The organism is [Clostridium] scindens, from assembly GCF_019597925.1.
Lineage (GTDB): Bacteria > Bacillota > Clostridia > Lachnospirales > Lachnospiraceae > Clostridium_AP.
Genome location: NZ_CP080442.1, coordinates 3,691,796 through 3,716,427 on the forward strand (window position 1 = coordinate 3,691,796; position 24,632 = coordinate 3,716,427).

Genomic DNA, 24,632 nt, shown 5'->3' on the forward strand with positions numbered 1-24,632 from the left:
CACTCTTTTCTATTATACCGGCTAATCCAGATAGATCGGCGGCTCATAATCCTTGCCAAGCAAGGCCTTCTTACGCTCCTGATACCCCAGGAACGCCCACTCCGTCATATCCGTCCATTTGTGGTCGCTCCTGTCATATACCTGGACGTATCCGATACGGTTCGGGTGCATGCGCACGCTGTTGGATTCATATTCCCGTCCGGTATACGGATTGACATCTCCCCGGATGCGGTCTTCTTCCTCTTCCGGTGCCCTGGCCTCTTCTATCTCCTCCGGCGCTGTGGCATATTCGTCCTCGTATTCCTGCGCATACTCTTCCTGGTATTCGTAAGCACCCTCTTTTACATTTTCTTCGCTATTTTCCAGTATTCCTTCGGTTGAGTCTTTGGCATCCTCCTCTTTTGCCAGATTCTCATCCTCTTCCGGATAGATTTCCCTCAGGCCGTTTCCTTGCTTCTCTTCCTCGTCGTTCTTCTTCTTTCTTCTCAAGAGGTAGGATTTCCAGCCATGGCTCTTCTTCTCCCGCTCTTCCCTTTCTTCCTGAGTCTCTCTTTTGCCTGCCTTATTCTCTTCTTCAATCGCTGCCATCTCTTCCAGAAGTTCTTCCACCGGAGCCTCCAGAGGCGGCAGTTCTCCGGTCTCCTGCTCTATCATGGCATCCAGTTCTTCATGGATATCCACCAGTTCGCCAATGGTAATATCCCTTTCCGTAGCCGCGCTTTCCGAAGCAGCCGCCTCCTGTACAGGAATTTCCCGTTTCTCTTCTTTTTGCACGACTTTAGAAGCATCTGCCTTGTCAGATACTTCCAGGATCCTGTCTGGCTCTATATGATTTGATCTTTCTGCTGAAGCGCCGTCATCAAGAATATTCAAATGGAACGGGCAGCCAAGGATCTCGGCAATCATGCGCATATCCTGTTCCTGAAAATTATCCCGGCCCAGCCTCTGCGTCAGATTCTGGCGGGACATCTTCTTCCCGGTATGTGCTTCTATAGTTTCTGCCAGTTCCTTAATCGTCATGCCCTTGCGGCTTAAGATAATTTTGACCTGCTCCCCAAATGTTAAATCCAGCATAACTTGTCCTCCTTATTCAATTAATCTAATATACTCACCCAATAGGTCTCATCTTTCGTAAAGTAAACTCTTTTATTTCTTGATAAACCTAAGTTTTTCCCTTTTATTATTCTAACAAATACTTAAAAACACGTCAACCTATCGTTTAATTCCCGCACCACGTCTCCTTGCAGTTTCAGCACTTCCCGGTCATAGGTCAGTATTCCGTTGATCTCTTCTTCCACGTCCGACAGCTGGGTATATATCGTGGCAGACAGCCCCCTTGGAATGTTGGGAATCACTTCCCTCTCAATCAGTTCCCGGTAGCCCTGCGTTAATTCCTTCTTCTTGACATACAGGCGGTAGCCGTATACCTTCTGATACATCCGGTGGCCCGGCACTCCCAGGGAATAACCCCCGAACTCAGTCAACGCGGTTGCCCTTTTCTCCGGCTTTACTTTCAGAGGGAAGAAATAATCGTGGATGCTGCGGATATCTCCCCCGCCCTGGTCGAACCAGCCGCTGGCCTGATCCAGAAGCCTGGTATTGTCCATCTCTCTCGCAATCCGGGTTACCGTCTTCGCATGGAACTGCCCCCATCCTTCATTAAAGATCACCCATGTCACAATGGAAGGATGGCTCTTTAGATGCCTGATCGTTCCACGCATTTCTTCTACAAACTGCCGCCTGCCACGTTCATCCTTCCGGCCAAGGAGCCCCAGCAGCGAGTCATTCATCCTGATATGGAAGAACTCCATTGCCGTAGCCATATAGGTCACATACCAGCCCTTATAAGGCCGTCCGCCGTTGACCATATCCTGCCATACCAGCATTCCCAGCCGGTCGCAATGATAATACCATCTCTGAGGCTCTATTTTCACATGCTTTCGGATCATATTGAACCCCAGTTCCTTCATTGTACGGATATCGTATATCATCGCATCGTCGCAGGGAGGCGTATACAGGCCTTCCGGCCAGTATCCCTGGTCCAGCACCCCTTTTTGGAAATAAGGGCGGTTATTCAGACAGATTCTTGGAATGCCATGGCCGTCTTTTTTGACCTCTATCTTTCGCATGGCTGCATAACTTTCTATCTGGTCTTCCCCCATCGTTACTTCTATATCATACAGGAAAGGATCCTCCGGGCTCCAGCTGTGCATTTCTTTTAGCGGAATATCCACCGGATGGCCGGATCTTCCTCCTACCTGCACCGGCTGCATTTCTCCCGACGAAACCGTGACCTCTACCGGCTCGCTCCTTCGCGCCTCTATGGTAATGCGCAGGCAGCCGCTGTCATAAACAGGCGTGCTGGAAATGCCTGTAATATAGTTATCCGGCACCTGTTCCGCCCATACCGTCTGCCATATCCCGCTCTGGGCCGTGTAGAACATGCCGCCTCTTTTTAACTTCTGCTTGCCCCGGCTGTAATAGGAGGCATCGCTATAGTCCCTTGCCAGCACCACCAGTTCGTTGCCATCCTCGCATAGCGCCTTTGTTATATCCGCAGTAAATGGCAGATAGCCTCCAAGGTGCTTCTTTACCAGCGTCCCATTTACATAGACTTCCGCGTATTGGTCTACAGCCCCGAAATTAAGAAGCCATCTCCTGCCCTCTTCCGGACGCATATGCTGGGGAAGCCTTCTGCGGTACCACAAATATTCCCTGGGCTTTAACTGCCTTTTTACCCCGGATAACTGGGACTCCGGGGAAAATGGGACACAGATGGCCCCGTCGTACTTCTCCGGCATTCTATTTTCTCCAGTAATGGCATAGTCCCACATTCCATTCAGGTTTATGTAACTGTTCCGCCTCATAAGCGGCCTTGGATATTCCTCCAGCACATGCTCCCTGTCTATCTTATCACTCCACCTTGTCTTTAACTGCCTCATACATTCACCTCGCGCTTGCTTACAATTCTATTGCCTGAAGTTCCCCTATGTCCGGATCTGTGGTACAGACTGCCATTGCGGCATGGACCCCCTGCATCCGATATTCCCTGCAGTAATATGCATCCGCATACTCCTCAGGCTTCCTGGCGATCACAGGCTTTCCACCCTGATCCCATCCAATCTCATAGGAACGCATATCCATAGCCATGCCCTTCCTCGTGGCTTTCATGAAACTTTCTTTTAATACCCAGTAGCGGTAAAACAGCCAGGTCTTACATTCCGGATCTTTCGTCTCTGCTATATGGCGATATTCCCTTTCGCCAAAGAACCGTCTTGCCACTGACAGACGCAACTCTTTTACCTCTTCCAGATCGCAGCCTACTTGGGCCTTCGCCACATCACTATAGGCGCACAGCACATAATCCCCGGAATGGGAAAGGTTGAATACGGCCTCTTGCGGCACTTGGCCTGCCTTCTTAATCTTCTCCCACAGAATCCACGCCCCCACGCTCCTAGCCTTGTCTTCCTTAAACCGCAGCTTATCCGCCTTTTCCTGCCTCCAGGCAGGAATCTTGCGGTAGTATGCACGATAGTTTTCTTCTATTAACAATGGCGTTATCTTTGCTATATATACTCTCACCATATTTCTGACCATTCCCCGCTGTTTGAATTTCTTCTATTATAAGAGTGTATGGAATAATTTACAAGGTATGGCTCCAACCTATTTTTCGGATAAAAATAATTTTTTATAAAAAGAGGTTGACAACTAAATGCACATGCGTTAGTATATCCTTAGTTTCACACTTTAAACAACTAAAATTTTACAGTGCGAATATTTTACAGTATGAATATTCATCAGGCACTGGTATGCATATGGAGGATGTTAACGATGATTATTGTATTGAAACCACGCACAACAAAAGAAGATATTACCCGGGTCGAGCAGATGATTAAAAGGAGAGGCCTGGACACTCACATCGTAGAAGGCCAGGAAATGACCATCATTGGATGTATCGGGGATACGACCAAGATTGACTCTAAACTATTTGAAGTAGATTCTTCCGTAGATAAGGTCATGCATGTGCAGGAGCCGTATAAACTTGCAAACCGGGCATTCCACCCCGAGGACTCCACCATTGACGTCTCCGGCGTAAAGGTGGGCGGAGGAAATCTGGCATTGATTGCCGGACCATGTTCGGTAGAGTCCTATGACCAGGTGCTTGAGATTGCCAAGGCAGCCAAGGCTTCCGGAGCCAACCTTTTAAGAGGCGGCGCGTTCAAGCCAAGAACCAGTCCCTATTCTTTCCAGGGACTTGGGCTGGAGGGCTTAAATATCCTCTGCGAGGTAAAGAAAGCAGTAGGCCTTCCCATCGTAACGGAACTGATGTCTCCGGATCACCTGGACGTATTCAACGAAAAAGTGGATCTGATCCAGATCGGCGCACGCAACATGCAGAACTTTGATCTTCTCAAGCAGCTGGGGCAGGTAGATCGGCCTATTCTCTTAAAGAGAGGCCTCAACGCCACTTACGAAGAGTGGATGATGTCCGCGGAATATATCATGGCTTCCGGAAATGAGAATGTAATCCTCTGCGAGCGGGGAATCCGCACCTTTGAAACCTACACCCGCAATACGCTGGATCTGCAGAGCATTCCGGTATTGCGCAAGCTGACCCATCTTCCGGTGATTGTAGACCCAAGCCATGCCGGAGGCAAATGGTGGCTGGTAGAATCTATGGCAAAAGCCTCCATCGCTGCCGGAGCAGACGGACTTATGGTCGAGGTACACAATGACCCGGAAAATGCGCTGTGCGACGGCGCCCAGTCATTAAAGCCCCGGAAATACGACGAACTAATCAAGGAAGTCTCCCAGATTGCCAAGGTAATCGGGAAAAGCATATAATAGGAGAAATCTATGAAACTTACGGTAAACCTGGGAAAAGACAGCTATCCCATCTACATTGAAAATAACATATTGTCTCAGGCCGCCTCTTATATCAGCGAGGTGTTTACCGGCAGGCGGATTATCATTATATCTGATGATCATGTATATCCGCTTTACGGCAGTCCGCTCCTGAAAACTCTTTCCGAACAGTACGAGTGCCATCAGCTGGTACTCCCTCACGGCGAGGCAACCAAGAGTTTCAAGTCCCTGCCTGCCATATACACTGCCATGCTGAACGCGAGGATTACCAGAAGCGACCTGGTAATCGCATTAGGCGGAGGCGTCATCGGAGACCTGGCCGGATTTGCCGCCTCCAGTTTTCTACGCGGAGTACGGCTGGTTCAGATTCCCACCTCCCTTCTTGCACAGGTAGACTCTTCCGTAGGCGGAAAAGTCGCCGTAGACCTGCCACAGGGCAAGAACCTGGTAGGCGCGTTCTATCAGCCTTCAATGGTCCTGATCGATCCAATGGTGTTAGATACGCTGAATGAACGATTTATCAACGATGGCATGGGAGAGGTAATCAAGTACGGATGCATTAAAGATGCCGATCTGTTCCATACCTTGGAATCACACGGTTCTTTCGAAAAATTGAAGGAAGAGCTGCCTGCCATCATCTTGCGCTGTGTAGACATCAAACGGATGGTTGTAGAGAATGACCAATATGACACCGGAGAGCGTATGCTTCTGAATTTTGGGCATACCCTTGGACACACAATTGAACAGCATTTCAACTACCAGAGGGAAAGTCACGGAGAGGCAGTAGCCATCGGCATGTTTCAGATTACCAAGCTTGCTCAGGAACAATGTCTGACTGCTCCCGGTACTGCCAAGCGTATCCTGGATGTATTGCAGAGTTACGGGCTGCCTTATGAATGCGGCCTTCCGCTCCAGGAATTGACAGACGCCATAGCCCTGGATAAAAAGAATCTCAATAATCTGCTAAATGTTGTCCTGCTGCGTGAAATAGGCTCCAGTTATATTCACCCTACGACTCTGGACTTTTTCAAAAAAAATATAAGAAACGTATAGTATGGAGGAATATATCATGAAATTAGAAGGAAAAATCGCAATCGTAACAGGCGCAGGAAAAGGAATTGGGCGCGAGGCAGCGCTGGCAATCGCCGAAGAGGGCGCAACCGTTGTCGCTGTAGCAAGAACACAGGCTGACCTGGATGAGACGGTAAAAATGATCGAAGAAAAAGGCGGCAAGGCAGTCTCACTCTCCCGGGACTTAACGGACGGACAGCAGGTGCAGTCCATGGTGGACACGGTAGTCGAAAAATACGGCCGCATCGATATTCTGGTCAACAACGCCGGCGGCTATCCATCCGAGATCTATGACAAGGTAAAAAAGCAGGCCATTAAGATCTGGGAATGGACCGAGGCCCAGTGGGATCAGATCATCAAGACCAACTTACGGATTCCGTTCCTTTGCATCAACAAGGTGGTTCCGGTAATGATCAAGCAAGGAGGCGGGGATATCGTCAGCGTATCTTCCAGAATGGGAAGAATCGCTTCACAGATGGGAGCATATGCAGTGGCGAAAGGCGGCATTATCACATTGACCAAGACGACCGCCATCCAGACGCAGGAGTATGGCATCAAAGTCAATGCTGTCTCACCCGGAATTGTAGATACGCCAGGACAGCGCGTATATAACCACAACGTAGGACAGGATGATATCAAGATGGGAAGCGCCCAGGATGTGGCTAAGGCCATCCGATATCTGCTGTGTGATTCTCCGGCGGTAATGACCGGACAGTCCATCGACCTGTTCACCACAGTATAGTCTTAGATTCGAAGGCATGAACTGCCAGTTTAATAGAAGAACGCCCCATGCTCCCATCCATAAAAGGCGGAGCATGGGGCGTCTTTCTATTGAAAACCTACCATATATTCAGCACATGCTGCATGCCAAGGCTTACCAAGGTAATTCCGATCCAGCAGGCCATCCCCATGAGAATCGGCTTTCCCCCTGTCTTAACCAGCTTGATAATATTCGTATGCAGCCCTATGGCTGCCATTGCCATGATAATAAAGAACTTGGACAATTCCTTGAGCGGAGCGAACACTTCCATAGGCACGCCTACAGCCGCTGCAATCGTCGTGATGATGGATGCGCCGATAAAGAACAGGATGAAGAAAGGGAATACCTGCTTGATGGATACCTGTCCGCCACCCTCTTCTTCCGCTTTGTAAGTCCGGAATACCGCAAGCGCTAAAGTGATGGGGATAATTGCCAGCGTCCTGGTAAGCTTTACGGTAACCGCCTTGTCTAGCGTGGCATTTCCCAGCGCATACATGCTGTCCCAGGTGGACGCCGCCGCTGTAACGGACGAAGTGTCATTAATCGCGGTTCCCGCGAAGATTCCAAAGGCCTCGCCGGAATTCTGGGAGAATCCCAGAAACGCGCCCAGTGTAGGAAATAAGATTGCCGCAAGTACGTTGAAGAAGAAGATAACCGAAATCGCCTGGGCCACTTCCTCATCGTCCGCGTCAATGACAGGCGCCGTAGCCGCAATCGCGGAACCGCCGCATATAGAAGACCCAACTCCCACCAAGGTAGATATTTTACCCGGAATATGCATCACTCTGTGAAGCACATAGGCAATTACCAGGGAAGTGGTAATTGTAGATATAATAATCGGCAGGGACTGCCTGCCCGTCTTAAAGATTACCTCCAGATTCAGCCCGAATCCCAGCAGGACTACGGCGTACTGGAGTATCTTCTTAGAAGTATACTTGATGCCGCTCTCCAATGCGGACTTGTCCTTAATCATCAACGTAATTACCATGCCCGCGATAATCGCGATCACCGGGCCGCCGATAATCGGGAACTTCTTGCCCAGCAGCCAGGAGGGCACAGCAATGCACAGGCATGCCAGCATGCCCTTCCAGTTTTTCTTAATAAAATCCATGTTAATCCTCCACTATATCTATATTCTCGTTTAAATTCCTAGAAAATAATACCATGCGAATATAATCATGTAAAATTATTATTATTTATTTATTCATAAGAATATGTTATGGTATATAACATAAAGGATTCTACCATTCTATTGAAAGGAGACGTCATGCTAGACAACCGTACCATTACATTTTTAACTGTATGCAAGGAAATGAACTATACCCGTGCTGCCGAGAAGCTTAATATCTCCCAGCCTGCCGTATCCCAGCACATCCAGTATATGGAGGACTATTATGGAGTCAGGCTTTTTCGCTTCATCGGCAAAAAGCTGATCCTAACAGACGCAGGAAGGCTGCTGCAGCGTTCCCTTACAGCCCTCCATAATAACGAGATCTACCTGAAGGAGCAGCTGTCCTTCATCAACGATAAGAAACAGACGCTGCGGTTCGGCGCTACGCTGACGGTAGGCGATTTTATGATTGCAAGGCCTCTGTCAGACTTTCTCGCCAAACATAAGGGCGCTGATATCTCCGTCACTGCGGCAAACACAAAAGAACTGCTGCAGAAGTTAGATTCCGGGGAAATCGACTTTGCCATCTTGGAGGGGGATTACCCCAAGACCCTTTATAACCATCAGCCTTATATTATTGATAACTTTATTCCCATCTGTGGGAAAAAATATCCGTTTGCCGCACCGCCTGCCCGGCTGTCCGATCTGATTGGCGAGCGCCTGATCCTGCGCGAATCCGGCTCCGGCACCAGGATGATCCTGGAACACATGCTGATAGAAAATGGCATTAGCCTGGAGGATTTCTCCAATGTAATCACCATCGGGAATATGAGCGCTATCAAGGATATGGTCATTGCCGGCTGCGGCATTACCTTCCTTTATGAAACCGCTGTGCAAAAGGAACTGCGTTCAGGAATAATAAAGAAGCTGGACTTGTCTGACTGCCGCATCCAGCACGAGATTTCAATCGTCTGGAAAAAGGATAATCTGTTCGAAGACTCGTTCAAAGAACTTTTTGAAGATTTATTCCAAATTTGTTAACAAATAGTTCTCATTTTCATCACGGTTTTATCACATTTTCCTCCTATACTAATAATTGTTCAGAAGAACAACACTTAAAAATCTTTTTCATAACTTTTTCCTCAGGACTGCACTCCTCCCAAATTGCAGTCCTTTTTAATTGCCAAAAACACTGCTTAAAAAGGCAGCAATCCCGCTTTCATTCAAGAACGGGATTGCTGCCTGTGTTTTTTTATACTAGCCCCATGGATTCTCCGTAGGGTATCTTACGCCTTTTGGCTGGTTGTATCCGATCTCTTCTAATGGAACTCCGATATACTTGTACACTTCGTACAATGCCTTCCCATAGTTTCCGAAAGCCACTGCGCCGTGGTGGGGATAGTTGCCTTCGATCAGCACGTGGCGATAGAATCTTCCCATCTCAGGAATGGCAAATACACCGATAGATCCAAAAGATCTTGTTGCCACCGGAAGAATCTCTCCCTGGGCGATATAGCCGCGCAGCACGTTGTCTGCCGTGCTCTGCAGACGGAAGAATGTGATATCTCCAGGAGCGATGTCTCCCTCCAGCGTCCCCTGCGTTACTTCTTCCGGAAGGGTCCTTGCCATAATCTTCTGGTACTTCATCTCGCAGGATGCCAGTTTGCCGGATGCGGTGTTGCCGCAGTGGAAGGCCATGAAGGTATCCTTGTGGGTATAGTCGAACGTTCCGCCAATTTCGGCAGCATACATATCAGCAGGTACAGAGTTGTTGATGTCCAGAAGCGTCACCGCGTCCTGGCTTACAACGGTACCAATGAACTCGCTCAGCGCGCCGTAGATATCAACCTCGCAGGATACCGGGATTCCCTGTGCTGCCAGGCGGCTGTTCACATAGCAGGGAACGAAGCCAAACTGGGTCTGGAATGCTGGCCAGCATTTTCCGGCGATAGTCACATATTTCCGGTATCCTCTGTGCTCCTCGATCCAGTCTTTTAATGTAAGCTCATACTGTGCAAGTTTGGATAGAATCTCAGGCTTCTTATTTCCTGCCCCCAGTTCCTCTTCCATTTCCTTTACGACAGCAGGAATTCTTTCATCTCCCTCATGCTGATTGAATGCCTCGAAAAGATCCAGTTCTGAATTTTCTTCAATCTCTACGCCCAGGTTATAAAGCTGCTTGATCGGCGCGTTGCATGCCAGGAAGTTTAGCGGCCTTGGGCCGAAGCTGATGATCTTTAAGTTATTAAGGCCTTCTACCGCGCGGGCGATCGGAAGGAAGTCGTGGATCATATCCGCGCATTCCTCGGCCGTCCCAACCGGATACTCCGGAATATAGGCCTTAATATTGCGCAGTTTCAGGTTGTAGCTGGCATTGAGCATCCCGCAGTATGCGTCGCCACGGCCGTCCAGCAGATTGTCGCCGCTTTCCTCAGCGGCAGCCATGAACATCTTTGGCCCGTCAAAATGTTTTGCGAGCAGAGTCTCGGATATCTCCGGTCCAAAATTGCCAAGGTATACGCACAGCGCATTGCATCCGGCCTTCTTGATGTCTTGAAGCGCCTGCACCATATGGATCTCGCTCTCTACGATGCAGACCGGGCATTCATAGATATCCGCCTCGCCATATTTTGCCTTGTATGCGTCTGCCAACGCCTTCCTTCTATTGACAGAGAGGCTCTCTGGGAAGCAGTCTCTGCTGACAGCAACGATTCCTACTTTGATTTCAGGTATGTTCATCATCATATTCTTCTCCTTTATATTTTCATTTTTACTTTCCTGGCTGCCCATAATATGCATTTGCGCCATGTTTCCTGTAATAGTGCTTATCCTGCAGTTCCTGCGGCGCGGGGACATTCTTTGGATTGATCATCTCGCAGCGGGCTGCCATCTTGGCCACCTCTTCCAGAACCACCGCGTTATGTACCGCTTCATGGGCATCTTTCCCCCAGGTAAACGGTCCATGGTTCTTGCACAGCACTGCCGGCGTGGCAATAGAGTCCAGCCCCTGCCGTTCGAATTCATCGGCGATCAGCACGCCTGTATTCCTCTCATACGCCTCATCGATCTCTTCCTTGGTGAGATTCCTTACGCAAGGAACCTCTCCGTACAGATAGTCCGCATGGGTCGTGCCATAGCACGGAATCCCCCTTCCTGCCTGCGCCCAGCTGGTTGCCCAGGAAGAGTGGGTATGTACGATTCCTCCCACATTCGGGAAACGGTTATAGAGCACTACGTGAGTAGCGGTATCCGAGGAAGGGTTATAATCTCCTTCCACTTTATTTCCGTCAAGGCCTACTACTACCATATCCTCAGGCCTTAGCTTATCATAGTCTACGCCGCTTGGCTTGATGACGAACAGGCCTTTCTCTCTGTCAATGCCGCTGACGTTGCCCCAGGTAAATGTGACCAGACCATACTTAGGAAGAAGCATATTGGCTTCGTATACTTCTTTTTTTAATTCTTCTAACATCTTACTTCCGACTCCTTTTTCTTAGATCAGGTGATCTACTGCTGACTGCTCGATTGCAATTCCTTTTTTGTATCTCTCGATAAAGACCTCGAATCCTTCTACATCCTTCGCGTCCGGATCCATGCTGGTGCCCGTGCTGCCTGCGAATACCTTTCCTGACAGGTAATCTTGAAGGCTCTCTTTCTCTTCCTTATGAATCATATAAGACGCAAGGAGTGCCATTCCCCATGGGCCGCCTTCCCCGGCTGTCTCCATAACGGATACTGGTGCGTTGATCGCTGCTGCCAATATCTTCTGTCCTACCCCTTTGGTCTTGAACAGTCCGCCGTGCCCCAGCATCGTGTCAATCTCCACGTGCTCTTCCTTTAGCAGAATATCCATGCCAACCTTCAGCGCCCCGAGGGCAGTAAACAGGTTCGCCCTCATGAAGTTGGCCAGGTTGAAGCTGCTCTTTGGAGATCTGACAAACAATGGTCTTCCTTCCATGACCCCAGTCATATTTTCTCCGGAGAGATAGCCGTAAGACAATAATCCGCCGCAGTCGGCATCGCCTTCCAGCGCTTTGTTATACAGAGTTCCAAACAGCTGGTTCATGTCTACTTTCATGCCGAAGCTTTCTGCGAATTCCCGGAAGATTCCCACCCAGGCGTTCAGATCTGACGTACAGTTGTTGGCATGCGCCATAGCAACCTGGCTTCCGTCAGGGGTAGTTACAAGATCAATCTCTGGATGTACTTTCTTCAATTCTTTCTCCAGGACTACCATTGCAAACACAGATGTTCCTGCTGACACATTGCCGGTACGCTTGGCCACGCTGTTGGTTGCGGCCATACCCGTACCTGCGTCTCCTTCCGGCGGCGCCACAGGAATTCCGGCCTTGAGGCTTTTGCTGTCATCAAGAAGGCGCGCGCCTTCTTCCGTCAGATTACCGGCAGCCTCTCCCGCAGCCAGGACCTTCGGGAGGATATCTTTTAATTTCCATGGATAGTTCTTATCTGAAACCAGCGTATCGAAATTGTCCATCATTGACGCATCATAATCTTTGGCTTTCACGTCAATCGGGAACATTCCGGAGGCATCTCCAATGCCGATGACCTTTTCTCCAGTCAGCCTCCAATGAATATATCCGGCGAGCGTGGTGATATACGCCACATCCTTGACATGCTCCTCGTCATTTAAAATTGCCTGATACAGATGGGCGATGCTCCATCTCTGAGGGATATTGTACTGGAACAGTTCCGTCAGTGCTTCGGCCGCAGGGCCTGTGGTGCTGTTTCTCCAGGTACGGAACGGTACCAGCAGGTTTCCTTCTTTGTCAAATGCCATATAGCCATGCATCATCGCGCTAAATCCCATGGCTCCTACTTTCTTAAGTGTCACGCCGTATTTTTCCTTTACATTTGCCGCCAGATTCTGGTAACTGTCCTTTAATCCTTCCCAGATATCATCCAGCGTGTATGTCCAGATTCCGTCGTCCAGGCGGTTCTCCCATTCATGGTCTCCCACCGCGATCGGGTTATGGTCTTCATCGATCAGGACTGCCTTAATGCGGGTAGAGCCAAGTTCGATTCCCAGAACTGCCCTGCCATTTTCAATCATCTCTTTTACATTACTCATACAGATTCTCCTTCCGGCTTGCTTCTGCCTGTTATCTATTTCCGATATGCAACGCTGTTCCACAGCAGTTCATTCTTAAACTGGCGGATGGTGGTATCCTTATCGATGTATACCGCCTCGATTCCCATGCTTGCCGCCCAGTCTCCCATCTGCTGCGCGCTTAGGTCATAAGAAAATGCGGTGTGGTGCGCTCCGCCTGCCAGAATCCAGGCCTCAGCCCCTGTCTGAAGGTTCGGCTTAGGCGTCCAAAATGCCGTTGCCACCGGAAGTTTCGGCATCGGCTTCTCCGTCTTCTTGCAGTCTACTTCATTGATGATCAAGCGGAACCTGTCCCCCAGGTCAATCAAAGAGGTAGCGATTGCCGGGCCTTCCTTCGCCGTAAATACAAGTCTTGCCGGGTCTTCCCGGTCACCCATGGACAGCGGCTGCTCTTTGATGCTGATCTTGCCGTCCGCAATGGATGGGCAGACTTCCAGCATATGGGCCTGAAGAATCCCTTCCTTGCCCGGCACCAGGTTGTATGTATAATCTTCCATGAAGGATGTTCCTTTGGCGTCCTTCATTCCAGCTGTCATAATCTTCATAAGGCGTACCATGGCTGCGGTCTTCCAGTCGCCTTCCCCTCCGAATCCGTATCCCTTCTCCATGAGTCTCTGGATTGCCAGGCCCGGAAGCTGCTTTAAAGTGCCCAGATCCCCGAAATGGGTTACGATTGCCTGATAATTCTTTTCAGCAAGGAACCGTTCGAATCCAATCTCGATCCCGGCCTGCACCGCTACATGCTCCCGGAATTCCTTCTCATCACGGCCTTCCAGCAGAATCTCATACTTGTCATAATATTCTTCCACCAATACGTCGATATCGCCTTTGGATACTTCTTCCACTGCCGCGGCGATCTCATTTACCGGATAAGCGTCTACTTCCCAGCCGAACTTGATCTGGGCCTCTACCTTATCGCCTTCTGTTACCGCGACGTTTCTCATGTTATCTGCGATCCGCATTACACGGATATGGCTGCTTTCTATGACGCCTACCGCCGTTCTCATCCAGGAGCCAATCTTCTCCTGCACATCAGCGTCTGCCCAATATCCCATTACCACCTTTCTTTCCATCCCAAGGCGGCTGAAAATATGACCGTACTCCCGGTCTCCGTGAGCGGCCTGATTCTCATTCATAAAGTCCATATCGATCGTGTCATACGGAATCTCCCGGTTAAACTGGGTATGCAGATGCAAAAGAGGCTTTCTGTACTCCTGTAATCCCAGAATCCATGACTTTGCGGGGGAAAATGTGTGCATCCATGTAATCACGCCTGCGCAGTTTTCATCCATGTTGGCTTCATTAAAGGTCTTTCTGATTAATTCGTTAGTAATCAAGGTCGGCTTCCATACCACCTCATACGGAAGATTGCCGGACGCGTTCAACTCCTCGACAATCTTCTGTGAATGTTCTGCAACATGAGCCAGGCACTCATCTCCATACAAATCCTGTGATCCGGTACAGAACCAAAACTGATAATTCTTTGTCTCTAACATCTTATCTTCTCCTTCTTTCATAAACTGTTTCAAACGGGCAACTTTAACTTTGCTTCTATTATAAGAAATCACGCTTTTTCTATTCAATTTCATAACTCTGCCATTTCCGGCCATAAGTTACCTAATCCGACCGAAATCCAATTGCATTTCTTCCTTGATGCGATTACAATTGAAGTACCAGAAACGCTATGCCAGAAAGGAGGAATCTATATTGAATCTCGCCGAATTGTGCCACCTTATCACATCGCCGCAGATTAAATCGCTGCCGCCAGACCACAGGCTGGGCGCCCGCCTGGTCTGCCCGGAATATTCCAAGTCGGTTCAGGAAGTAAAATCCTATCCGCTGCTTCGCGAAGAGCGTCTCTTCGCCTTGTGCTGGGACATTACTCCAGAGCCGTTGATACACGCTACGATGTATCCGTCGCCTGAGCCTTTCTGTTACCACTGTTCCTTCTTATCCGGCGAGATGACCCAGCTTCATACCCACGACTACATCGAGCTTGCCTATGTGGTAGAAGGAGAATTCCGCCAGAGAATCCTGGGCAATGACATCGTTTTTCGCAAAGGAGAACTCTGTCTTATCGACAAGAACTGCCTGCACCAGGACTATCTGCTTAAGGAGCCTGCCACCATACTTTTTCTCGGGATTGCAAACGATATGTTTTCTGAGATCATGGATGAGAACATTACGACCCAGAAGATCATCTCCTTTTTGCAGTCTGCTTTATTAAAGCAGAAAGACTTGCAGCAGTATCTTCACTTCAAGCCAGGGACTGGCGCTTCTAAGGAGATGGAAGACTGCCTGTGTCTGCTGCTTGACGAACTAAGAAACGGCGCCACTGGCTCCCGCTATATCTGCAAGGGCCTGCTGCTTCGCATCTTCCGGATTATGAGTTCCAAATATGAGTTCTCCCTTTCCAGAGAGCAGAGGAAGACCATGAACTGGATTATCTTCGAAGAAGTCTCCGAATATATCCAGCAGAATTATAAAGACGTGATCATCCAGGATCTGGTAGATGTCTTTCATTTCCAGGAGGATTACTTTAACCGTCTGATCAAGAGCAAGACCGGCCTGACCTACTCCGCCTATGTCCAGCAGATACGGCTTGAACGTGCGGAACGGCTCCTTCTTACTACGCCAAAAAGCATAGAAGAGATCGCAGAGAATGTCGGCTATCATAATAAGGGATATTTTTATAAGATCTTCCAGGAAAAATATGGGATGACGCCCTCCAGGTATCGGAAGCAGGCGTAGAACCAAAAAGAGAGCAGCCGCACTATCGTGCTACTGCCCTCTTTTCATCTGATTATCTTATTTCCCCGGGTTCCTGGCCACCGGCAGGATCTGGCTTCTCGTCCAGCAATTGCCGAATCAATTCCGGACTTTCCTCCGTCCAGTCCGCGATCTCCTCCACAGACATTCCCTTGTGATATTTTTTTATTGCCAGTTCCCTTAATTTATTACGCGCTCCTTCTTCTCGTCCTTCTTTTCTTCCTTCTTCCTTTCCTTCTTCCCTTTCATAATATTTCTCTTCCCAAGCCTGCATATACTTCACCCCGACTTCCTCGCTGAGCCTCACCTTACGCACCCGCCTATGGATCCGTTTGATCCGCTGGCTGTCCGTGCTTGCCGCCCTCTCATCCGTGGTTTCCTCCAGATAATGCAGGAACTCTGCCAGTTCCCGGGGCACCTCGTCGAACAGGAAGCGGCTGGTAAGGTTCAGTTCTTCCAATGGTATTAAGTTTTGTTTTTTGTCCATAGGTTTCTCCTTTCATCTTATCACAAGCAAAAGTCTCTTAACAGATAAAAAGTCAAAAAATCACACGCAAGCGCATCCCTCCTGACGTCATTGGATTGAAATCATAACATTGGATTAATCGGCGATCTGCCATAGAATAAAAAAGAATGTCTGATTTGATGTTATGCTAGCATATTTCCGCAAATATTACAAGACCCGGCAAGTCGGATAGCCTTCCGGCCGCATTAAAAATTGCGTAACAGATATAGCAATCCGTTACGCAATAAACCTTGCCTTCTACAGGCATTTATCCAGTTCCTGCTCGCACAGAGGATACTTCTTCACCGCAGGCTTCTCGATTCGCTTTCCTCTCATCACGACCATATATGGATTTCTGAGAGCGCCAAGATCCTCAATTGGACTTTCCTCCGTAATAAGAAAGTCTGCGCTTTTTCCGGCCTCAATGCTGCCTGTCTCCTTCTCAATCCCAGCAATAGCGGCGTTGCGCTTGGTGGCTGTATACAGGGCGAATGTCTTGCTGACTCCTACATATTTGTGGAAATAATGCAGTTCTCTCCACATATCATAATGGGTTACAAATGGACAGGCGGTATCCGTGCCAAGCCCTACCGGAATCCCTTCTGCAAGCGCTGCCTTGGCGCATCCGATGATCCCTTCCATGACTACATTGCCGTTATACCGCATCATTTCCGTGCTGTGTGTCAGTTCAGGGCTGAATTTCGCAAGGGGAAGCGCCGGGGATATCGTACAGATATGGCAGGCATTCTTCTCCCTGAATAACGCCAGGATCTCTTCATCCACTGCCGCTCCATGTTCAATGGTATCCACTCCGTTCTCCAGGGCTACCCTTACCCCTTCCGGGCTTTCTGCGTGGGCTGCCACACGCAAGCCCGCCTGATGAGCCTCCTCGCAGCATGCCTTGACATAAGCCGGAGGCATCTTAAGCGCGCCTGGCTCCCCTTTCTTCGTTGCATCCAGAACCCCGCCTGTTATCATAATCTTGATCCAGTCCGGCTTCTCTGCAATTATAGAGCGAACCAGCGTGCGGCATTCTTCCTCGCTTCCAGCCTCATAGGCAACGGAGCCGGCCATATGTCCTCCAGGAACAGACACTGCCATGTTGGATACCAGCATCCGGGGACCCATGATCTTCCCTGCATTCACACGGTCGCGGATGATCGCGTCAAAATTGCCTAGCCCCCCAACCGTACGGATCGTAGTAACGCCGGACAAGAGTTCCGTCTTCGCATAGTTCTCGCACATGCGCAGTCCTACCTTCTTTGTCAGGGCGTTCTTCATCACCAGTTTTGCCGCGGCCTTGCTGTCCTGCTCCTTTTTCTTTGGCGCTCCGCTGCCCGGAAGGTGCACGTGAAGATTGATAAGCCCGGGCATCAAGTATCTCCCTCCGAGATCGATGACCTTATCGCCGGGCTCCGGGACGATATCTCCTCCAATCTCCAGAATCTTCCCTTCCTCCTCCACCACCGTCATATTCTCCTGGGGGATCATATCTTCGCTTCCGTCCAATAATGTACAATGAATATATGCCGTCTTCATAACTATCGCTCTCCTTTCCATTCCCCCTATCATACTCCTATTTATTCTTATAATCAATAAACTCTTGTACATTATCAGCCGTAACTGGGGCGTGAGGCACGCGCACATATTGCCCCTTAAGTTCTGGCACTTCTTGCTTAGGGTCTTCTCCTTCGGCACAGGCGCATGCAATTCCCAGGATGCTTTCCGCCTGCCCTCTGGCATCATTCATGACCGTCCCCGCCATCTCTCCTTTGATAATCTTTTCCAGGCCATCCTCCGTCCCGTCTATGCCTACTACGATAGGGCCGTTTCCGCCGGACATCCCATTCTCTTCCAGCGCTTCTATGGCTCCCATCGCCATCTCGTCGTTATTGCTTAAGACCACTTCTATCTCACTTCCATACTGGCCTATCCATTCCTGCATCAATTCATACGCGGGAGACCGCATCCAGTTGCCAGTTCCGCTGGCAAGCTTCTCCGTCACGATCCCTTCGTTCAAGATCGTTTTCACAGAATACTCTGTGCGGATCAGGGAATCCTGATGGACCTGCTCGCCTTCCAGCATCACATACTGAAGCTTGCCATCTCCGTTCTTATCTATCCGGGACTCCTGGCTCTTCCAGGCATCTGCCACGATCTGCCCCTCCAGCTTTCCCGCTTCCCTGGCATCCGTCCCCACATAATAAGTCTGATCCCAGATCGCCATATCCTCTTCCACCGGCTCGCGGTTAAAAAAGATTATGGGAATGCCCGCTTCCTTCGCCTTATCTACGATCACTGCCGCTACCGTACGATCTACCATATTCACGCAGATCGCGTCATAGCCTTTGCTGATAAAGTCATCCACCTGGTCATTCTGGCTGCTTTGGCTGTTCTTAGCATCCGCGATATTTACAACCACCTTTTTCCCCAGCTTCTCTTCTTTATCCTTGACCTCATTCTCCAGTGAAGCGCAGAGGGATGAGATGAATGCGTCGTCCCCTCGGTATATGGCCACTCCAATCTTTATCCCTGTCTTTTCTTCCTTCTTTTCAACTCCTGCGCATCCGGCCATCAAAGCCGCCAGGCACAGCGCCAGACAGATGCTGGCTATCCTGGATTTCATCTTCTTCATAACATTCCCTCTTTACTGAACAAATGGAAATAACAGCCTCTGGTTCTCTGTGGTATAGATGCTTTCTCCGTCAATAACGGAAAAGTCTATCTCCCTTTCTCTTCCTGTATCCCGCAGATCTATGCCAAGCGCCTTTGTCGTGCTTAAATAGCCGGCGCTATACTCGCTGGAGACTCCGATCGCGCTGATCTTTCCCTCTTCAAGATAGGAGATAATCTGGTTGGACTTTCCGATCCCATAGACCCTCGCATCACCTAAGGCGAGGCCTTCCTTCTTGATCTTTCCACACAGTTCCAGCTGAATGGTGCCAAACGTGATGATGGCCGATACGTCCGTCCTCTTCATTATATCCGGTACGGTTCCCGCCCATTTCTGCTCAGCCGCTGTCATCGAATATTCTTCTACTATGGCATTTTGCTCCTTAAGATAGTCCTTCACTCCCAGACAGGCTTCCTCCATATCCGCATAATTCATATCCGACTTAAGCAGCAGTATCCTCCCGCCGCTTCCCACATCTTTGTGTACCTTGCGGGCAAGCTCCTCTCCCATCTTATAGTAGTCTACATGGACTCTTTCGATATCCTTTGCAGCCTCATCCCGTATCCAGGAATTGATCTGGACTATCGGAACCTGTTTTCCGACCTTCTTAAGCTCCTGCGCTACTTTTTTATCATCCAGCGGCTCGATCAGTATCGCCTCCGCTCCATTTTCCACTTCCTTCTCAATCAGCTTCTTCTGCTCTTTTGCTGTTATAGCAGGATCAAATGCGGTTGCCGTGATCTCGCACTTATAATCTTTGGCCGCCTGTTCAATCCCCTGCTTGGCCGCCTGCTGGGTTTCTTCCACCGAATTGCTCCGATAGAGATAGGAAATCTGGCGGATATGCTCTTCCTCCTGCCTGGGCAGCCCGTCCCACCCAAAGATAAACCAGGCGAAGAGTATCGCCCCTGCTGCTATCAGAAGCGCGTATTTGCGGTTCTTACTCACGCCGGCCACCTCCATCCTGTTCCATCTCCCCGACGGTCCGCGCCGGAATATGGATTCTAATCCTCGTTCCCTCATCCGGCTCGCTCTCCACTTCCATGCCATAGTTCTGGCCAAAGTAAAGCCGTATCCTCTCCTGCACGTTATGGAAGCCTATGCCTGAGCCTTTCCCTCTGCCGGATTTCAAAGTCCCTCTCGCAAGCTCGTCCACCTGCTCCTGTGTCATTCCCGGTCCATTATCTTCTATCTCGATATACAGGGCAGCCTCTTTTACATAAGCGTGGATAAATATTCTGCCGTCCCCATCCATATATTCCATTCCGTGATAGATGGAATTTTCCACAAGGGGCTGCACGATCAGTTTGATCGTGGCGCACAGGGCAGCCTCCGGCTCCATCCGAATCTCGTAATCGAATTTGTTTTTGTATCGCACCTTCTGAATGATCAGATAATTTTCAGCATGCTGCAGTTCCTGGGCCACGGTTATGATATTCTTGCCTTTGCTCAGGCTGATCCTGAAAAGTCTGGCAAGCGCGGTTACCATGTCGATCGCGTCCTCGTACCGCTCGTTTTCGATCATCCATATGATAGAATCCAGCGTATTATAAAGGAAATGCGGATTTATCTGGGATTGGAGGGCAGACATCTCGCTTTTCCGCTTGTCCTCCTGTTCCTTCACGATATCGTCCATCAGCTTCTTCATATTGTCAGCCATAGACTGAAGCGTCTGTCCCAAATGCCGGATCTCATAGGTACCTCCTATTTTCACCGTCGCGTTCAGGTTGCTTTTTTCCAGTTTTCTCACCGAGCGTTCCAACTGCTTGATGGGGTCAGCCACCCGGGAAGAGATAAACATATTTACAAAGATCAATATGATAATTCCTATGATCGCCACAATCCAGATAAACTGGCTGTTCTGCATATAAGTAGTCGTAATATCCGAAGTCGGGGATACGCCGATGATCTTCCATCCCGTATATCCCACCGTCTTGACCGTGATCTGCCGTTCTTTTCCTTCAAACCTTTCCATGTGGCTGCCTTCCGAATACCTGGCTGCCTTCTTGTTATTCTCCTTAATGATTCCACCGTATATCAGCTGCTGGCGCGGGTGATAGATCAGTTCCCCGTTGCGGTCGATAATATATACGTAGCCGGATTCTCCTAAGTCCACGTTCTTGCATATCTGCTCAATCCCGGTAAAATTCATGTTAACCAGCATCACGCCGTGCACGATCTCTCCATCTTTGGTCATCTCTACAGAACGGCTTAAGGATACGACCCAGTGATAGATATTGTCAGAGTTAACGAAGAGATTCTCTACATGAGGCGCTGAAAAATGTACATTCTCAATCTGCTCGTTGGCCTTAGTGAACCAATCTTCAGATACCGGGTCGGCATTCGGCTTTGTCCGGCTTAACGGCTGGGCAGCGATCAAGTCCCCTTCATCGCTGAAAATTGCCACGCTCACCAGAGACGACGCGTTGGCATCATACAGCAGCTTCATCTGGTCGCTGACATGCTCCATGCTGTCCTTTCCAAAGTCTGTATTCTTGATGATACTGTAATACATAGTATTGGAAATGCTCATCATGTTATGAAGATAAGTGTCCAGATTAAGGTTCATCTGATCCAGGACATTCTTGTTATTGATGATTGCCAAGCGTTCCGTTGATTTTACGAACCTCTGGGAAAAGCCTGCTGCCACACCGATCATGACCGCAACCGCGACCAGCGTAAAAGATAGGGACAGTATGAACTGCAGGCTCCTTTTACGGTATATATTTTTTACTTTTTCCAGTAAGCCGATTACTTTATCCGCCATAGTATTCCTCTGCTATTGTTGATCCTTAAGTCCCTTGCGGTATCTTGAGGGGGATACTCCTACCTGCTTCTTGAATGCATAACTGAAATAATTCGGCTCCGAATATCCCACCTTTGCTGCAATCATGTATGTTTTCTCATCCGTCTCGTCCAGGAGGCGCATCGCTTCCTTCATCCGTACGTCCGTAAGATAAGAAATAAAATTGATTCCGGCCTCTTTCTTGAAAATCGTCGAGAAATAAGCCGGACTGATGTGCAGGCTGTCGCACAGCGCCTCCACCGAGAATTCCGCATCCGCGTAATTCTCATCCACGTACTGCCTGGCTTTTTCGACCAGCATTTTTCCAGAAGCCATTCTTTCCTTCTGGATAAGGGCTCCAATCTGCCGACACGCCTGGATGAACCAGTCCTTGATCTCCTCCAGGGAATGGAGGCCCAGTACCGCCTCGATATAGTCCGACGCGCCTTTAAATACAACATTCGTATCCAGCTGATAGACGTTGACCAGCTTCATCAGCACCGTAAAAATCTCCAAAATATACATCTGGTACTGGCAGAACGGCAGGCGCGCCTGTTCCAGACGCTCAAAAAACCGGCTGATCTGCTTCTCTGCCTTTTCCATGTTATTGCTCTTTACGGCATTCATCAAAAGCCTCTCATCCTGCTCTTCCAATTGCAGCCTGGCAGTAGTGTCTTCTGGCTCCATATCCTTAATGTATGCCGCAAGCCTTCCTTCTTTTCTGAGCAGGGTGCTGTATTCCAGCGCATTCTGCGCTTCTTCAAAAGAATATTTTAATTCTTCAAATCGGCCGTAGATTCCTCCGATTCCGGCAGTGACGTCTGCGTCCGTAATCCGGCACGCTGCCTTGCAGGCCTCGTTTAACTCCTGGCACAGCAGGGATATCTGGGATTCCCATTCCAAAGCCACGATCAGGACTACATAGTTAAGATACAGAAAACTATACATTTCATGGTACTTTCCTATGATATCTTCTGCCGTTCTTTTTATCACGATCGGGATCAGTTCCTCTTCGCCCGCAAAGACGTTTTTCCTGACAAAGGAAAGCGAATTCTCATTGGCAGACAGGACTGCTACCGTCTTATGCCTGGCGGAGAGGGACAGTCCATACTGGTTCATCTTAACTTCAATCTGCCTTGGGGTCATGCGCCCTTCGATCATGCTTATGAAAAACTGCTCCCGCAGAATGGGGAAACTCTCTTCATAACTCTTTCTTAAGATTGCGATGTCCCTTTTTCTTGCCAGTTCTTCATCCATCTTCTTTTTCAGCTTGATCAGCGACTCTTCCAGCTGCTTGGCGGAGATCGGCTTTAGTATGTATTCTTCCACCCCCAGATTGATTGCTTTCTGTGCATATTCAAAATCATCAAAACCGGAAAACACGATAATCTTTACTGCCGGAAGTCTCTCAATCACCTTTTCGATGAATTCCAGGCCATCCATAAAGGGCATGCGGATGTCCGTCATGATGACATCCGGCTGGACCTGGTCCGCCTTTTCAAGAGCCTCCACGCCATTTTCCGCTGCCGCCGCGACATCATAGCCTAACTGGTGCCAGTCCAGCTTCTGGATCATTCCGTCCCGAATTTCCAGTTCATCGTCAACCAATAGTATTTTATAATATTCCATCCAATCCTCCTGACAGTCTTTAAATTCAGATACTCCAAAAACTGCCATAATAAACATAGGCTTATTATAGCAGTTTTTATAAAGCGACTCAACAACGCTTATTTTTTTCTGTATTTCGACATATCGATCGCAACCGCGATAGCGATGATGATACCTTTGATCACCTGCTGCCACATCGGGCTGACCGCGATGAACTGAAGGCCGTACTGGATTACGGTAAAGATCAGCACGCCGCTTACGATGCCGCTTACTTTTCCAACGCCTCCATTCAGAGATACGCCGCCTACAACGCAGGCCGCGATGGCATCCAGCTCATAGCCGTTGCCATAGTTATTGGTGGCCCCGGCAGTCCTTGCCGCTTCCAGGACGCCGGCAACGCCGTACAGCACGGAAGCCAGAATGAAGATTCCCATGATCGTCTTGAACACGTTGACGCCGGATACGACTGCCGCCTCCCGGTTTCCGCCGATGGCATACACGTTCTTTCCAAATACTGTCTTATTCAGGATGAACCATACCAGAAGGACAAAGCAGATGGCGATTGGAACCAGCACGGATATTCCGGGGAAATCTCCGATCGCCAGCAGTTTCTTCTGTCCCAGCAGCACGAAGTCCGGACGTACGCCGCCGATTGGCTGGGACTTGTTCGGCTCCATATCAAAGTACAGGGAGTTAGCGCCATAGACCATTACCTGTACAGCCAGAGTGGCAATGAATGGATGCATATCGTACTTTGCTACTAGAAAGCCGTTCAGAATTCCGAACAGGCCGCAGGCAATCACCGCGATTATGATAGGAACAATCAATACCATATGCGGCAGGTTTGGGAAGAACCGGTTGGCATAGTCCGCCGTCTGCAGCATGGATGTAGATACAACCGCCGCCAGGCCGACCATACGTCCTGCTGACAAGTCCGTACCTGCGATCAAAAGCGTAAAACTGATGCCCAGAGCCACGATCATCTTGGTGGATGACTGGGTAAGGATGTCCAAAAGAACCGCCAGCTGCATGAATCTGGGCTGGATGATCATGATGACGATGATCATTACCAGCAATGCGATCATGATCGCGTTATTCGTCAGGAACTTCTTCCCGGTTCCTACGGAAAGTTCCACATCCATGCCTTTATACTGTCTGGCAAAACGCTGCCTCAGGCCGTAGAGCAAGGCCGCCGCCCCTGCCATTATGACATAGAGGCCAAGATCATAGAATACGCCGGGATCCAGAAAATAATACAGGATAAATCCCAGGACCACCGCTGCCGCGCCAATGATTATAAACGTTGCGCCATATTTATTACGGGCAACTACTTTTCCTTTCTTTTGCATATATGT

At 49.2% G+C, this 24,632-nt stretch carries 20 protein-coding genes; 5 read left to right on the forward strand and 15 right to left on the reverse strand.

Annotated elements, in window-relative coordinates:
* Positions 1-21: 21 nt before the first annotated feature.
* The 3 genes from K0036_RS17760 to K0036_RS17770 all read right to left on the reverse strand — a co-directional run bounded on the left by K0036_RS17760 (position 22) and on the right by K0036_RS17770 (position 3,585).
* Entirely contained in the window at positions 22-1,074 is a 1,053-nt protein-coding gene (locus tag K0036_RS17760) for a hypothetical protein (protein WP_220430299.1), read from the reverse strand.
* A gap of 122 nt (positions 1,075-1,196) precedes the next feature.
* A complete protein-coding gene (locus tag K0036_RS17765; protein WP_220430300.1) occupies positions 1,197-2,942 on the reverse strand; it encodes a glycoside hydrolase family 2 protein in 1,746 nt (581 codons plus the stop codon).
* Between the two features lie 19 nt (positions 2,943-2,961).
* Complete coding sequence (locus K0036_RS17770) at positions 2,962-3,585, reverse strand: 4'-phosphopantetheinyl transferase family protein (protein ID WP_025641337.1); 624 nt, start codon at positions 3,583-3,585, stop codon at positions 2,962-2,964.
* A 246-nt stretch (positions 3,586-3,831) separates the two neighbouring features.
* Here K0036_RS17770 and aroF point away from each other — a divergent pair, with 246 nt between their 5' ends.
* From aroF to K0036_RS17785, 3 genes are read left to right on the forward strand one after another with little or no spacing between them, the layout of a single operon-like run.
* Positions 3,832-4,845, forward strand: a complete 1,014-nt coding sequence (gene aroF / locus K0036_RS17775) for a 3-deoxy-7-phosphoheptulonate synthase (protein ID WP_025641336.1) — start codon at positions 3,832-3,834, stop codon at positions 4,843-4,845.
* A 12-nt stretch (positions 4,846-4,857) separates the two neighbouring features.
* Positions 4,858-5,919: a 3-dehydroquinate synthase gene (gene aroB / locus K0036_RS17780; RefSeq protein WP_220430301.1), complete on the forward strand. Its 1,062-nt coding sequence runs from the start codon at positions 4,858-4,860 to the stop codon at positions 5,917-5,919.
* A gap of 16 nt (positions 5,920-5,935) precedes the next feature.
* On the forward strand, positions 5,936-6,679 hold the full coding sequence (locus tag K0036_RS17785; RefSeq protein WP_025641333.1) for an SDR family NAD(P)-dependent oxidoreductase: 744 nt from the start codon (positions 5,936-5,938) through the stop codon (positions 6,677-6,679).
* A gap of 97 nt (positions 6,680-6,776) precedes the next feature.
* Here the strand turns inward: K0036_RS17785 and K0036_RS17790 are convergent, their stop codons facing one another.
* Complete coding sequence (locus K0036_RS17790; protein WP_004606548.1) at positions 6,777-7,808, reverse strand: YeiH family protein; 1,032 nt, start codon at positions 7,806-7,808, stop codon at positions 6,777-6,779.
* Between the two features lie 156 nt (positions 7,809-7,964).
* Between K0036_RS17790 and K0036_RS17795 the strand changes: the two genes are divergently transcribed.
* Positions 7,965-8,849, forward strand: a complete 885-nt coding sequence (locus K0036_RS17795) for a LysR family transcriptional regulator (RefSeq protein WP_259283345.1) — start codon at positions 7,965-7,967, stop codon at positions 8,847-8,849.
* A gap of 216 nt (positions 8,850-9,065) precedes the next feature.
* On the opposite strand, the gene K0036_RS17800 is transcribed toward K0036_RS17795, so the two are convergent.
* Genes K0036_RS17800 through araA form a run of 4 tightly spaced genes read right to left on the reverse strand, consistent with a single transcriptional unit; the run spans position 9,066 to position 14,432 of the window.
* The gene (locus tag K0036_RS17800; protein ID WP_220431342.1) at positions 9,066-10,550 is read right to left on the reverse strand and encodes an L-fucose/L-arabinose isomerase family protein; all 1,485 of its coding nucleotides are present in this window, start codon (positions 10,548-10,550) and stop codon (positions 9,066-9,068) included.
* 28 nt (positions 10,551-10,578) lie between these two features.
* Positions 10,579-11,280, reverse strand: coding sequence for an L-ribulose-5-phosphate 4-epimerase (locus K0036_RS17805; RefSeq protein ID WP_220430303.1), 702 nt, complete (start codon positions 11,278-11,280; stop codon positions 10,579-10,581).
* Positions 11,281-11,301: 21 nt separating this feature from the next.
* Positions 11,302-12,897: a xylulokinase gene (locus K0036_RS17810; protein ID WP_220430304.1), complete on the reverse strand. Its 1,596-nt coding sequence runs from the start codon at positions 12,895-12,897 to the stop codon at positions 11,302-11,304.
* Positions 12,898-12,932: 35 nt separating this feature from the next.
* Entirely contained in the window at positions 12,933-14,432 is a 1,500-nt protein-coding gene (gene araA / locus K0036_RS17815) for an L-arabinose isomerase (RefSeq protein ID WP_220430305.1), read from the reverse strand.
* A gap of 211 nt (positions 14,433-14,643) precedes the next feature.
* Between araA and K0036_RS17820 the strand changes: the two genes are divergently transcribed.
* The gene (locus K0036_RS17820) at positions 14,644-15,687 is read left to right on the forward strand and encodes a helix-turn-helix domain-containing protein (RefSeq protein WP_025641322.1); all 1,044 of its coding nucleotides are present in this window, start codon (positions 14,644-14,646) and stop codon (positions 15,685-15,687) included.
* Positions 15,688-15,739: 52 nt separating this feature from the next.
* Here K0036_RS17820 and K0036_RS17825 read toward each other — a convergent pair whose 3' ends face one another.
* The 7 genes from K0036_RS17825 to mglC form a co-directional block, all read right to left on the reverse strand.
* Positions 15,740-16,192: a hypothetical protein gene (locus K0036_RS17825; protein WP_259283346.1), complete on the reverse strand. Its 453-nt coding sequence runs from the start codon at positions 16,190-16,192 to the stop codon at positions 15,740-15,742.
* 276 nt (positions 16,193-16,468) lie between these two features.
* Positions 16,469-17,749: an amidohydrolase family protein gene (locus K0036_RS17830; protein WP_173694390.1), complete on the reverse strand. Its 1,281-nt coding sequence runs from the start codon at positions 17,747-17,749 to the stop codon at positions 16,469-16,471.
* A gap of 37 nt (positions 17,750-17,786) precedes the next feature.
* Complete coding sequence (locus K0036_RS17835) at positions 17,787-18,845, reverse strand: galactose ABC transporter substrate-binding protein (protein ID WP_173694389.1); 1,059 nt, start codon at positions 18,843-18,845, stop codon at positions 17,787-17,789.
* Between the two features lie 12 nt (positions 18,846-18,857).
* Entirely contained in the window at positions 18,858-19,832 is a 975-nt protein-coding gene (locus K0036_RS17840) for a substrate-binding domain-containing protein (RefSeq protein ID WP_256184253.1), read from the reverse strand.
* The gene (locus K0036_RS17845; RefSeq protein ID WP_220430306.1) at positions 19,825-21,651 is read right to left on the reverse strand and encodes a sensor histidine kinase; all 1,827 of its coding nucleotides are present in this window, start codon (positions 21,649-21,651) and stop codon (positions 19,825-19,827) included. Before K0036_RS17845 ends, K0036_RS17840 begins: the two co-directional genes overlap by 8 nt.
* Before the next feature lie 12 nt (positions 21,652-21,663).
* Positions 21,664-23,298, reverse strand: a complete 1,635-nt coding sequence (locus K0036_RS17850) for a response regulator (protein ID WP_259283347.1) — start codon at positions 23,296-23,298, stop codon at positions 21,664-21,666.
* Positions 23,299-23,396: 98 nt separating this feature from the next.
* Positions 23,397-24,626: a galactose/methyl galactoside ABC transporter permease MglC gene (mglC, locus tag K0036_RS17855; protein ID WP_025641312.1), complete on the reverse strand. Its 1,230-nt coding sequence runs from the start codon at positions 24,624-24,626 to the stop codon at positions 23,397-23,399.
* Positions 24,627-24,632: the final 6 nt, after the last annotated feature.

Coding starts and splice junctions, on each gene's coding strand:
- K0036_RS17760 (WP_220430299.1), bottom strand. CDS start 1,074: ATGCTGGATTTAACATTTGGGGAGCAGGTCAAAATTATCTTAAGCCGC.
- K0036_RS17765 (WP_220430300.1), bottom strand. CDS start 2,942: ATGAGGCAGTTAAAGACAAGGTGGAGTGATAAGATAGACAGGGAGCAT.
- K0036_RS17770 (WP_025641337.1), bottom strand. CDS start 3,585: ATGGTGAGAGTATATATAGCAAAGATAACGCCATTGTTAATAGAAGAA.
- aroF (WP_025641336.1), top strand. CDS start 3,832: ATGATTATTGTATTGAAACCACGCACAACAAAAGAAGATATTACCCGG.
- aroB (WP_220430301.1), top strand. CDS start 4,858: ATGAAACTTACGGTAAACCTGGGAAAAGACAGCTATCCCATCTACATT.
- K0036_RS17785 (WP_025641333.1), top strand. CDS start 5,936: ATGAAATTAGAAGGAAAAATCGCAATCGTAACAGGCGCAGGAAAAGGA.
- K0036_RS17790 (WP_004606548.1), bottom strand. CDS start 7,808: ATGGATTTTATTAAGAAAAACTGGAAGGGCATGCTGGCATGCCTGTGC.
- K0036_RS17795 (WP_259283345.1), top strand. CDS start 7,965: ATGCTAGACAACCGTACCATTACATTTTTAACTGTATGCAAGGAAATG.
- K0036_RS17800 (WP_220431342.1), bottom strand. CDS start 10,550: ATGATGAACATACCTGAAATCAAAGTAGGAATCGTTGCTGTCAGCAGA.
- K0036_RS17805 (WP_220430303.1), bottom strand. CDS start 11,280: ATGTTAGAAGAATTAAAAAAAGAAGTATACGAAGCCAATATGCTTCTT.
- K0036_RS17810 (WP_220430304.1), bottom strand. CDS start 12,897: ATGAGTAATGTAAAAGAGATGATTGAAAATGGCAGGGCAGTTCTGGGA.
- araA (WP_220430305.1), bottom strand. CDS start 14,432: ATGTTAGAGACAAAGAATTATCAGTTTTGGTTCTGTACCGGATCACAG.
- K0036_RS17825 (WP_259283346.1), bottom strand. CDS start 16,192: ATGGACAAAAAACAAAACTTAATACCATTGGAAGAACTGAACCTTACC.
- K0036_RS17830 (WP_173694390.1), bottom strand. CDS start 17,749: ATGAAGACGGCATATATTCATTGTACATTATTGGACGGAAGCGAAGAT.
- K0036_RS17835 (WP_173694389.1), bottom strand. CDS start 18,845: ATGAAGAAGATGAAATCCAGGATAGCCAGCATCTGTCTGGCGCTGTGC.
- K0036_RS17845 (WP_220430306.1), bottom strand. CDS start 21,651: ATGGCGGATAAAGTAATCGGCTTACTGGAAAAAGTAAAAAATATATAC.
- K0036_RS17850 (WP_259283347.1), bottom strand. CDS start 23,298: ATGGAATATTATAAAATACTATTGGTTGACGATGAACTGGAAATTCGG.
- mglC (WP_025641312.1), bottom strand. CDS start 24,626: ATGCAAAAGAAAGGAAAAGTAGTTGCCCGTAATAAATATGGCGCAACG.